The following is an 11526-nucleotide window of genomic DNA, read 5'->3' on the forward strand; positions in this document are numbered from 1 at the left end:
TATCCCCTATCCCCTATCCCCTATCCACAAAACCAATGTTTATCAAAAATACAATTAGGCGATTGCTGCCGCCGTCAGTGACGATTCGACTGATTGCCGATACCAATTATAAATCTGGCGAACCAGAACTCAAATTGCTCGACGATCTAGTAGATCCGCAAAGAAATAGTATTGATATCGGCGCGAATAAGGGATCTTATACTTATTTTCTCTCCAAGCTTTCCCAAAAAGTTTTTGCCTACGAACCCAATCCAGAGTTGGCAAAATTTTTGACTAAAGCATTTGCTACATCTAATGTGAGTATTTATCCAGTTGCGATATCCGATCGAGCGGGAGTAGCGCAGCTATCGATTCCGATCGTCGATACTTTTGCTTACGATCAACTCGGTAGTCTGGAACTGCCAACCTCTAGCGAAATCCAAACGTTTGATGTACCACTCCAGCGTTTGGATGACTGCGGACATACCAACGTAGGATTTATCAAAATTGATGTTGAAGGACACGAGGAAACGGTAATTGATGGGGCGATCGACTTGATTACTACACAACGCCCCGTCATGATTGTGGAAATCGAACAAAAACATCATGCCAATAAAGATATCACCGAAATATTCTCTAAAATTATGGCTTTAGGGTATGTCGGTTTTTTCTTATTTAATGGCGAACTGAGAAGTTTAAGTGAATTTTCTAAAGAGAAACACCAAGATATCAATAATTATCAAGGTCTTACTTCTTTAGGTAAAACTTATGTGTGTAACTTTATTTTTAAGCCTAGTTAGGAAGATCGATTCAAAAGAGGTGTAGCTATGAAAGTTCTGCTGTCAGCGTATTCCTGCGAACCGGGTCAAGGATCTGAGCCTGGTGTCGGCTGGAATGTAGTTCGAGAAGTCGCCAGGTATCACCAAGTTTGGGTATTGACTCGTCCCGATGAAAGCCAGGATATCATTGAAGCAGAGCTAGCACGCCAGCCGATCGATAACCTGCATTTTGTTTATTTTACTTTACCTTTTTGGCAGGATAGCCGACGGTGGGGGCATTCTGGCGGTATGCAGCTACACTATTACCTGTGGCAAATTCAGGCTTACTTTGTTGCCAAACAGCTGCATCGCGAGATCGACTTCGATCTGACTCATCACGTCACCTTTGTCAGACACTCTAGTCCGAGTTTTCTCTGCTTATTACCGATCCCGTTTGTGTGGGGACCCGTGGGCGGCGGCGAATCTGCACCGCTCGCCTATTGGCAAGACTTCAACTTCAAAAATCGAGCTTATGAAACCCTCCGCTCTATCTGGCGTTGGCTGGGAGAGCAAGATCCCTTCGCGCGGATGACCGCTCGTCGGAGCGCGATCGCATTTGCGACGACCGCAGATACCGCCAGACAAATTAGGTTAATGGGTGCGACGCAAGTGCAAGTATTATCTCAATGCAACCTGTCCGAACTAGAACTCGCTCGACTCGCCCAATGTCCGCCCCCCAGCACTCGTCCGACTCGGTTTATCAGTATCGCTCGCTTGCTCCATTGGAAAGGACTCCACTTGGGCTTACAAGCCTTTGCCCGTGCCCAACTGACCGATGCTGAGTATTGGATTTTAGGCGAAGGGGCAGAATTGCCCCGCCTGCAAGCTCTAGTACATGAGCTGGGCATCTGCGAGCGAGTCAAGTTTTTAGGGCATCTGCCGAGGGAGGGGGTATTGGCACAGCTCGGAGAGAGTTCTGTTTTAGTTCATCCCAGTTTGCACGACTCTGGCGGATTAGTATGCTTGGAAGCAATGGCAGCGGGTCGCCCAGTTATCTGTCTAGATCTCGGCGGCCCTGCGGTTCAGGTTACGGCGGAAACAGGTTTCCCGATCCCGGCACTCACTCCTGACCAAAGTATCGCTGACATCGCAACGGCAATGTGCCGATTGGCTGAAGATGTCGATCTGTGTATCGAAATGGGCAAGGCTGGACAACAACGCGCTAGAGAAATATTTACTTGGGATGCCCAAGGCAAGTTATATTCGCAAATATACAAACGGCAGATATCGTCTCGATCGCTGGGTGCAGATATCGCAGAATACGACACTTAGCTGCCTGTTAGAAATTAGCAATTTTGTTAGACAACCCCAGCTTGTCAATACCAAAATCGAGTAACTATGTCATAGTACTAAAATGTATAGCTCAAGTACGATCTCTGCAAATAAAAAAAGAGGATTTGTCAACAATTCTACACTTATTTTTATTGCCTTTGCGACAACATTCTATTCGCGAATCTTTTGCTCTATTACGCGCGCACCCTCTATTTTAAACTTTTTGCACTTTGCGATCGTGCCTTTCGTGGTGGCAATTGTGCTGTCAACAGCTCGGACGAAAGATCGCCGCCTAGTCTCGCGTACATGGTCGCTAATTATTGCCATGGGGATATTTTTGGGGACGATCGTCTTTAGTGCGATCGTTAACAATGCTGGAATTCCTAATGTCATCATTAACTTTATGATGCTGGCAGAGCCTTTTATGTTTATTCTGGCGATAACTTGTGTAGATTTCACAGTAGAAGGTCTGAATAAGTTAAGACGTTGGCTGATTATCTCGGCGATAATTAATCTAGTTCTTGCGATCGCCCAAAAAATTCTCCTGCTTGCCGGACGGATTAGCGCACATCCTTACAATGAGACAGATGGGGTGCAAGGAGTATTCTTTATATCGGGGGCTGGCGGATATATTTCTGCTGCCGTCTCAGTTAGTGTGTTTATCTATTGCTTCTTGTATCAAAAACAGGTGCCTCTGTGGATAAGGATACTAGGTCTAATTGGTACTATTTATCAGATTCAAATTGCCGATACAAAACAGGTAATTCTTGTCAGTGGATTGGCTTGGATTATACTTGCTTCGAGCAAGATCCAGAATATTAGAAAGATTGTCATGTATCTATCTTGTTTCGGATTAGCACTTGGTGCTTTCTGGTGGTTGATTCATAACGTCGCAGGTTTTGAAGCTTACGCTCAGTGGATGAATAGAAGCGACATTAATAATAATGAGGCTGGGGGAGGCTTAGATGTCAAAACGGAGGGTATCCGTCGCGTTCTTGCTTACTATCGTTCCCCCCTCAATTGGTTGGTTGGATTAGGACCTGGGCACACGCTCGGTCGGTTGGGAGGTTGGACGATTAATGATATGTGGAGCATATTGTCATTAGTTGGGGGCACAAAGCATCCTCTATATGATGAAATGTGGTCTTTTATCAATAGTAATTGGATTGCTTGGTCTACGACTCTATACGTGCCACTATTTAGCTGGGCTGGAATTTGGGGAGATCAAGGTTGGCTGGGTATTGCGGCTTACTTATATTTGGGGTTTTTAGTCTGGCATTACTTCTGCATCGATGATTTTTGCAGGTTTCTGATGTTGACAATTTTTATTTACGGCTTCTTTCTTACTCAAATGGAAGAACCTGGATTTATGCTAACTATGGCGATGCTGATTGGACTACGTTGGCAAGAGCATCGCGTTCGGACATTAGCTCATTAGTTACCAAAATTCGATCTTCTTCGATCTGACTAACAGCAGATGTTCAGTAAGAATCTAGGGATAGTTGAGCCAACAACTATCATTTTGTTAAGCTATATCTTGGTAGTCATAATATAGCTCGTGATGTTAAATTATTGCAATATTTATTGACATATTATTGATAAATCATACATTTATGGTATTATTATAACTAAATAATATCAAGCCGCTTTTGGAATAGATTACTACTAATGAAATAGTATCTAAATTATCTGAAATTATACCGCGAATCGATAGATAATTATTGTTTCAGATTGACTATTATCTATCGATTTGAGTGAAGGGGTGCTGGGATCGGATCGAGCAAAATTGTCAAGTGGCTGCTATTGACTGAAAATTCAGCTAGCTTTAAGACCAAGAGTATTTCATACAGATTATTGGAGAAAAGATCGTGCAAAATTACTTGCAGCTAACTTCAGATATCAGCCCGTATTTAATAGACAGTACAGCAGTAAAGCTGGATGAGCATGGTATATTTACCAGCCACATCGGCGAGATGACTGTAGCAATGAAAGCTAACAGTGAATTTTTCGGACATCCAGTTTGGGGGCCAGAATATTTTGAGGAATCTCATCGTAACGAAACATTTCGATCGCGTTGGCAGGCAGCAGTTGGCAGTCTGGACGGCAAAATTGTGGTCGATATCGGCTGCGGGCCGGGAAATTTCTATGCGACGGTTGGTGGTTCACCCCAGGTATTAATCGGTGTCGATGTTTCTTATGAAGGGTTGAAAATGGCGAAACAAGTAGGCTATACCCCGCTGTGGGCAGATGCTCAAGACCTACCGCTGGTAAATGGTTTTGCGGATGTGGCGATCGCGACTGCCACCATCCATCACTGCGATGATATGGCAAAAGTCCTATCTGAAGCCGCGCGGATCTTGCGTCCTGGTGGGTTACTGATGACAGATCTCGACCCTCAAGTGACGGCGATGCACTTTAAAGGGCTGGCGGCATTTATGAGAAAGCACCGTTTCAAACTCTACTGGTTGACTAGGAGTCCGCATTACCTCTCGATGGAATATCGCAAGCTGAGGATTCCCTGCGAGGCACACAATAAGATCCCTGGTGACGGAATTACGCCAGCGCTCTATCATCAGGTGTTAGATCCATTGGGGTTTGAATTCAAACTTTACCCCCACAACCACGATCTGGGCGCAGAGGTGCTTGAGGGCAATATGGGTACATTGCCCTCAAGATTGCGGATGCTCCAAAAGATGTCTGGGATCGACTCCGATAGCCCTGAAGGGGCGCAATCGATTATGTGTATCGCCAGAAAGCCCTCTGTCGGCACCTAGCCCCCAAATCGTCGATATAAGTAGGCGATCGATTCGGCAACCACAGTGCGGACGCCCTCACTCGATCGCCACCAACTACGCTCGTTATATGCTAAAACTTTAGTGCCGATAATTCCCACCTGAATAGGAGCGGGAAAGACTTTGCGGAACACTAGCCAGGTTCTGCGAGCGTGGGGGCCTAGTGTAAACACATTCATCGATTGGATCGGCGGAGCGTCAGAGCTTGCCCAATAGTGTTTGAATGCCGTCGCCGCATTTTGGGTGCGGCATTCTGGCGCATAGTCGGTCGAAACGATCTGAAGTTGGTGGGGGTTAAATCCCTGTGCAACAAGGGTGGCAGCAGCCACCTCCGCAAAGGTTTTGTACTCGGACAAGTGAAATCCGCGCGGTACGGGCGCACCGACTGTAATCAGTGTTTTGTAGCCACCTGTTTGAAACTCAGTCATCGCCGCTGCGATCGCATAGTCAGGCAGCCACCCTTCCACCACCAAAACTTCTGTGGCGACTGGATCGTTTTTTGCGAGGAACCCATGCAGGTTGACGACGAAAAATCCCAAACTCGACACTCCCAGTAGTAATACGATCGCGAGTACTCCTAAAATCGAGCATAAATTGGGTAGGCCAGCAGCACCGATCTTGATACATAACCCAGCACATTGAGGATCGATAGTTAATGACATTGACTGACAGAGCGAGCCGATCGGGGTGACTCGCGGCTAAAATACATCGATTATAGAATAAAAACTACGCTATTTATCGTGTCTTCCTGATGCTAATTTTAGTAAAAAAACGGTTAGAAAACCAGATAGCTATCGCTAGAATAAGGATATCAGAAATTATGCTGATGAAGGAGAATACCGAGCACAAGCTTTAGAGCCTTACGATCGGTATCGCTCTCAGTGCTTTGCCGTAGATTTAAAATTACCATAGTCATCAAAGTTGGGATTCAGTATTTTACCAAAGTTGACACACTACTCATGTCCGAATATAAATATAGCGAATTCATTAACTTGTCATGCACATTCTAGTTGTTGCTTTACATCGACCGATAGAGCCTACCGGAGTTTGCCGACATGCCGCTAATTTGACTAAGTGTCTCGTAGAAAAAGCTGAAATCGCCCAGGTGACTGTGGTAACTGGCACTTGGCAACAGGGCTATTTTCAAAATATCTTTTTTTCGGACGAAAAAAAGATTGAAGTTATCGGTATTGATATCGAAAATACCTCTTGGTCAAGGAACTTATGGTTCTTGTTTGGTTTGCCCAAGCTAGCCAAACAGCTTCAACCCGATCTGATTCATTTATCATTTCCATTGCCACTATTTAAGTGGTTTTTCGATTGTCCGATCGTGGCGACTATTCACGACCTTTATCCTTACAAAATTCCCGAGAATTTCGGTCGTCATCGCGCTCTACTAAATCGATTGTTTTTATGGCAATGTATTGGTAACAGTAATGCTTTGGTCTGTGTATCCCAGACAACCTTAGATGACTTAAATTTTTACTTCCCAAGAATTAGATCTCAGCCGGAAAAGGCTCAAGTTATTTACAATTATGTGGACTTCGAGCGCATCGAGCCAAAATCGCTCGCTATCCTCGAAGATCAGGCGGAGCCTTCATTTATTCTCTGCGTCGGTCAACATCGTAAAAACAAGAATATTGACTTGTTAATTCAATCGTATGCCTTACTGCAACGAGATCGTCAGATTGATGCTCGCACTAAGCTGGTAATCGTCGGTAGCATTGGCCCGGAAACCGAAAAGCTAAAACAGTCGATCGAGCAATTGGAACTGGGAGATGCCATACTGTTACTATCGGCGATCGACGATCGCGAACTTTGCTGGCTCTATCAAAAGTGTCGATTATTTGTAATTCCGTCCACGCTTGAAGGATTCTGTATTCCGCTGGTAGAAGCTTTATATTTCTCCTGTCAAGTAGTTTGTTCGGATATTCCTGTATTCAGAGAAATTGGCTCGTCTAGCTGTATTTATTTCGATTTGGCGGGAGATCCCGTCGCTAATATGGCACAGTCAATTGGCGGCGCTCTAGCAGCAACAGTGCCCACCCCAACAACTGAGGACAATCGATTTACCAAGACTCAATCTGCCACCCAATATTTGAATTTATACTTAACATTGCGATCGATCTTCTAAAGATCGCTAAGTGACGAATAATCTTTGTCGAGAGGATAACGCGAGCGAGGTATCTCTAGTACTTTCACTCGTAATAATTAGCCATTATGCTGAGGTATAAAATCTAACTTGTTTGTACGATCGAGAGAGAGGTTAAATCCGAGAAAATCATATCAGTCACCAGTTAAATCGATCTAGGTGACAATCGAAGATGTAATGTGTTTGTACTGCCTATAATGCTAGTAACAGGAAACTAACTACTATTCAACATACGGTTAACGGCGATCGATGTTTAAGTTACAATACAAAAAGTGTTATTAGGGTAATATTACTAACTGTTATCCAAGCCTAAACTCATCAACCTGTTTGGGAAAGGATTAAAGATCTCGATCTTTTGGGGACTATATAGAATGGGCAATGTTGTTAAGCGAGCATCACAACCAAATGAAGATAATTGGCGGGACAGTCATTTAGACCAGAGATCTCAGTCTAAGGCGATCGGTTCGGCAATGACGCTAGCTGCTGATGCTGAAGAAGGAGGTTTAGATCTCGATCGCGTTTGGAGAGCGATCCGCCGTCGATTGTGGATTGTGGTGCTGGCAAATATTGTCACCCTCGGCGCAACAGTCGCCTGGAGCCGGACTCGCCCCACAGCGTACGAGGGTCAATTCAACATGCTAATCGAACCCGTTACCGCTGAAGGTCAAGTAGTTTCTTCGATTAATAAAGTCAATCAAACAAGTGTTGAAGAGCAAGACTTAGGTAGCGCTCAATCTTTAAAAACGACTCTAGACTATCCGACTCAAATTCAGATTCTCTTGAGCGATAAGATCTTGCTACCCGTAGTTAAAGAGCTTCAGGTCGATTACCCCAAACTTTCATATGAAACCTTGCGAAAGTCGTTGACAATCAATCGCCTCAAAGACCAATCGGAAACAAAAATATTAGAAGTTCACTATCGCTCTGGCTCCGCCAAGGAAACCAAGCGAGTGATGAAGCTGCTATCTGATGCTTATATTCAATATAGTTTGAGAGAACGGCAAACCAATGTTCGTCGAGCGTTGCAATTTGTAGACGCTCAACTGCCAAAAGTCAAAAATCAAGTCAGCCAGTTGGAGTTAACATTACAGAAATTTCGGGAAGAGAATAACTTAGTCGATCCCACAACTTTGGGTGCCCAACTCGGCACTCAAATGGGTGCGACCAAACAAGATCGATCGACAGCGCAAGTAGAGCTAGCCAAGGCGAAGCAGCTTTATCAATCGCTTTTAGACCAGGTGCAACTTCAGCCTAAAACTGCTGAAGCCGCCTCCGTGTTGAGTGAGGCTCCTGGATACCAACAACTAGTCAAACAACTACAAGAGATCGACATAGAATTAAAGACTCTATCTGCACAATTGACTGAGGAGCATCCTCGGATAATCTTGCTCCGAGAAAAACGAAAAAACTTACTGCCGCTCCTCCAACAAAATGCCGATGCGCTATTAGGTAGTAAACTAGCTCAGAGCATTCCTAATGTTCAGGCATTGCCATATCAAAATGGACTCAGACAAGATCTGAGCAAACAATTAATTGCTGCTGATACCCAAGTAAAGGTGTGGGAAGCTAAGCTCAAAAGCTTAAATTTAGTCAATGACTCCTTAGCTGGCGAAACAAATCGACTGCCAATTATTTCCCGTCAATATGAAGATATTCAACGTCAATTAAAAATTGCCACCGAACAACTGAGCAAGTTTTTGCAAAAACGGGAAGAGTTGATGATTAATGCCGCTCGTCAAGAGGTGCCGTGGGAATTGGTAGCACTGCCTGCTGTTAAGGAAGTTTCAGCAGGTAGTTTGACGAGCAACTTAGTCTTGGGTTCGGTTGCGGGTCTAATTTTAGGAACGGGAGTAGCTTTATTAGTCGATAAAATGAATAATGTGATTTATTCACTTAAAGACTTACGCGATGCGCTAGATATTCCAATTTTAGGCATGATTCCCGAGCGTGAAGATGAGAGTAAATCGAGCGTTAAATCAAAAAATAGTAAGCAAAAAAATGGCGTTTCATCACTGCGTCGAAGAAATAGTTCTAATACTACAACTGCCTATCAATTTTCACCATTCATTGAGTCCTTTCGCGCGCTCAATTCTCAAGTGCGGCTATTGAGTCCAGATGAACCCGTACGCTCGCTGGTTGTGAGTTCCTCTTTACCCGACGAAGGTAAAACTACGATTTCGATCCAATTGGCTCAAGCCGCAGCCGCAATGGGTCAAAGAGTCTTGCTCGTCAATGCCGATCTGCGCAAGCCAAATTTACAAAGTTTAGTCAACCCCCACGATCGCAACGACACAATTTACGGTTTAACTGATATCATCGCTGGTAATTCTCAGTTGATGGAGACGGTTCAACTTTTACCAGGAGAAGAAAACTTGTATATTCTCCTCTCAGGTTCGATCGCGCTAGATCCAACGAGTATATTAAGCTCGCAAAAAATGAAGGATCTGATGAAAACTTGCGAACGTAACTTCGATCTAGTTATCTATGATACAGTTCCTTTAAACTTTGCCGATTCACTATTATTAATTCCCCAGACAGATGGATTATTAATGGTGACTAGTCTCGGGAAAGTCGATCGAGAAGTTCTCCGCAGCTCACTCCGAACGCTAGAGGTATCTAGAGTTGCAGTGTTGGGTCTAGTGGTGAATATGGTCGCAGATCGTCAGTCTTCAGCCGGGGCATATTACGATCGCAAAGTAGCTAATGTTGCTTAAGCATTGCTGGAGTAGGATCTTGGAGCGAGAACACAGAAGTTGCCATGTTGTTGACTCGATTCTCGTTCCGTAAGCGCAAAGCGCAGGCGTTGCCAACGCGTTGGCGATAGCCTGCCGTTAGGCACAGCGTCTGCCTGCGCAGAGAGGCTACGCCAACGACAACATTCGGCAGGATCGCAGTACCGATCTACAATAGAGACATCTCCCCAGCAGGTGAATTTAATCACCTAGCGGGGAAGCTCAAATATTTGTCATGAGTCCCTTGCTGCCAACTGCTGCGTATATTCATATCCCCTTCTGTCGGCGGCGGTGCTACTACTGCGACTTTCCCGTGTTTGTAGTTGGAGATCGCTCTAACGGTGCGAATTCTGGTAACATCCAGCTTTATGTCGATCGATTGGCACAAGAGATTGCCACGCAGACAAATTACCATCAACCTCTCGAAACGGTCTTCTTCGGTGGCGGCACCCCTTCACTGCTTACCGTCGCGCAATTAAGTCAGATTTTAGATTTATTAGCCGCTAAATTTGAGATCGCCAGTAATGCCGAAATCTCGATGGAAATCGATCCGGGGACATTCGATCTAGCTCAACTTAAGGGCTATCTCCAGGCGGGGGTAAATCGGGTCAGTATCGGCGTGCAAGCCTTTCAGGACAACCTATTGCAATTATGCGGTCGATCGCATACTGGCGGCGATATTTACGCTGCTGTAGAGTTACTTCATCGAGGGGGTGTCACCAACTGGAGTCTCGATCTGATTTCTGGCTTACCCCAACAAACTCTGGCTGACTGGGAAGCTTCTCTTAAGTGCGCGATCGCCCTCCAACCAACTCATATTTCCTGTTACGATCTGATCGTTGAAGCCCAAACCCCCTTCGCCAAGCAATATCAACCTGGCGATAAACCTCTCCCCAGCGACGAAACCACCGCCCAGATGTATCGCACCGCTCAGCAGATCCTTCGCAGTGCTAGCTACGAACATTATGAGATTTCCAACTACGCCAAACCCGGCTATCAGTGTCGCCACAATCGCACCTATTGGCAAAATCAACCCTACTATGCTCTCGGTATGGGTGCAGCCAGCAATCTCGAAAATTATCGCTTTACCCGTCCCCGCAAGACGCAGGAATACTACCAATGGATCGCGGATGGTGGCAATTGGCGCGTAGATCCGACCCCAGTTGAAGATCGGTTTTTAGAAACTTTGATGCTAGGATTGCGATTATCTCGTGGCGTGAGTCTAAAGGCGATCGAGTCCGAATTTGGGATCGATCGAGTCAACAGTCTATTAAAATGCCTACAGCGATATCAGCAGCAGGGATGGGTAGAGACGATCGCGGTTGCCGAGGGCGATTGCTACTTGCGATTATCAGATCCAGAAGGGTTATTATTTTCTAATGTCGTATTGACAGAAATCTTTAGTCAGGAGTTCTAAAAATAATGCGATCGAGTTGATGTGATGATGAATTCGCTATTGAACGTCAGTTCGGGATAAGAAGAGCCTAGAGACTAAAGTCTCTGCTCATGATGCAAAGTCCGCCTTCGCGGACTAGCTAATTAGTCCGCGAAGGCGGACTTTGTAACAGTAGCCCCGATTTGCGGCGCGCGCACGCCTTTGTTTCCCGACGGTTTAGCGGCGTTTTTTTTAGGGGGTTTCCCCCCCAAAAAAAAAACGCCGATAAACCGTCGGTAAACAAAGGCGTGCGCGCGCCGCAAATCGGGGCTACTGTTACAAAGTCCGCCTTCGCGGACTAATTAGCTAGTCCGCTAAGGCGGACTTTGCATCATGAGCAGAGACT

At 45.2% G+C, this 11526-nt stretch carries 8 protein-coding genes; 7 read left to right on the forward strand and 1 reads right to left on the reverse strand.

Going from position 1 to position 11526, the window contains the following annotated elements; all coding sequences use genetic code 11:
- The first annotated feature begins 35 nt into the window (after positions 1 to 35).
- From RMO52_RS03430 to RMO52_RS03445, 4 genes are all read left to right on the forward strand, one after another.
- On the forward strand, positions 36 to 779 hold the full coding sequence (locus RMO52_RS03430) for an FkbM family methyltransferase (RefSeq protein ID WP_310410838.1): 744 nt from the start codon (positions 36 to 38) through the stop codon (positions 777 to 779).
- Between the two features lie 27 nt (positions 780 to 806).
- On the forward strand, positions 807 to 2069 hold the full coding sequence (locus RMO52_RS03435) for a glycosyltransferase (RefSeq protein WP_309739450.1): 1263 nt from the start codon (positions 807 to 809) through the stop codon (positions 2067 to 2069).
- Positions 2070 to 2292: 223 nt separating this feature from the next.
- On the forward strand, positions 2293 to 3507 hold the full coding sequence (locus RMO52_RS03440; RefSeq protein WP_310410841.1) for a hypothetical protein: 1215 nt from the start codon (positions 2293 to 2295) through the stop codon (positions 3505 to 3507).
- Between the two features lie 430 nt (positions 3508 to 3937).
- Entirely contained in the window at positions 3938 to 4843 is a 906-nt protein-coding gene (locus RMO52_RS03445; RefSeq protein ID WP_309739455.1) for a methyltransferase domain-containing protein, read from the forward strand.
- Here the strand turns inward: RMO52_RS03445 and RMO52_RS03450 are convergent.
- A complete protein-coding gene (locus RMO52_RS03450) occupies positions 4840 to 5523 on the reverse strand; it encodes a cytosine deaminase (RefSeq protein ID WP_310410844.1) in 684 nt (227 codons plus the stop codon). The genes RMO52_RS03445 and RMO52_RS03450 overlap by 4 nt on opposite strands.
- 335 nt (positions 5524 to 5858) lie before the next feature.
- On the opposite strand from RMO52_RS03450, the gene RMO52_RS03455 reads away from it, so the two are divergent.
- The 3 genes from RMO52_RS03455 to hemW all read left to right on the forward strand — a co-directional run bounded on the left by RMO52_RS03455 (position 5859) and on the right by hemW (position 11162).
- Entirely contained in the window at positions 5859 to 6995 is a 1137-nt protein-coding gene (locus tag RMO52_RS03455; RefSeq protein ID WP_310410847.1) for a glycosyltransferase family 1 protein, read from the forward strand.
- A 389-nt stretch (positions 6996 to 7384) separates the two neighbouring features.
- Positions 7385 to 9727 carry a polysaccharide biosynthesis tyrosine autokinase gene (locus RMO52_RS03460; RefSeq protein WP_310410849.1) on the forward strand — a complete coding sequence of 781 codons (2343 nt, stop codon included), beginning with the start codon at positions 7385 to 7387 and terminating at the stop codon, positions 9725 to 9727.
- A 253-nt stretch (positions 9728 to 9980) separates the two neighbouring features.
- The gene (gene hemW / locus RMO52_RS03465) at positions 9981 to 11162 is read left to right on the forward strand and encodes a radical SAM family heme chaperone HemW (RefSeq protein WP_396134870.1); all 1182 of its coding nucleotides are present in this window, start codon (positions 9981 to 9983) and stop codon (positions 11160 to 11162) included.
- Positions 11163 to 11526 lie beyond the last annotated feature (364 nt).

This window comes from Chamaesiphon sp. OTE_8_metabat_110 (genome assembly GCF_031382685.1).
Classification (GTDB): domain Bacteria; phylum Cyanobacteriota; class Cyanobacteriia; order Cyanobacteriales; family Chamaesiphonaceae; genus Chamaesiphon.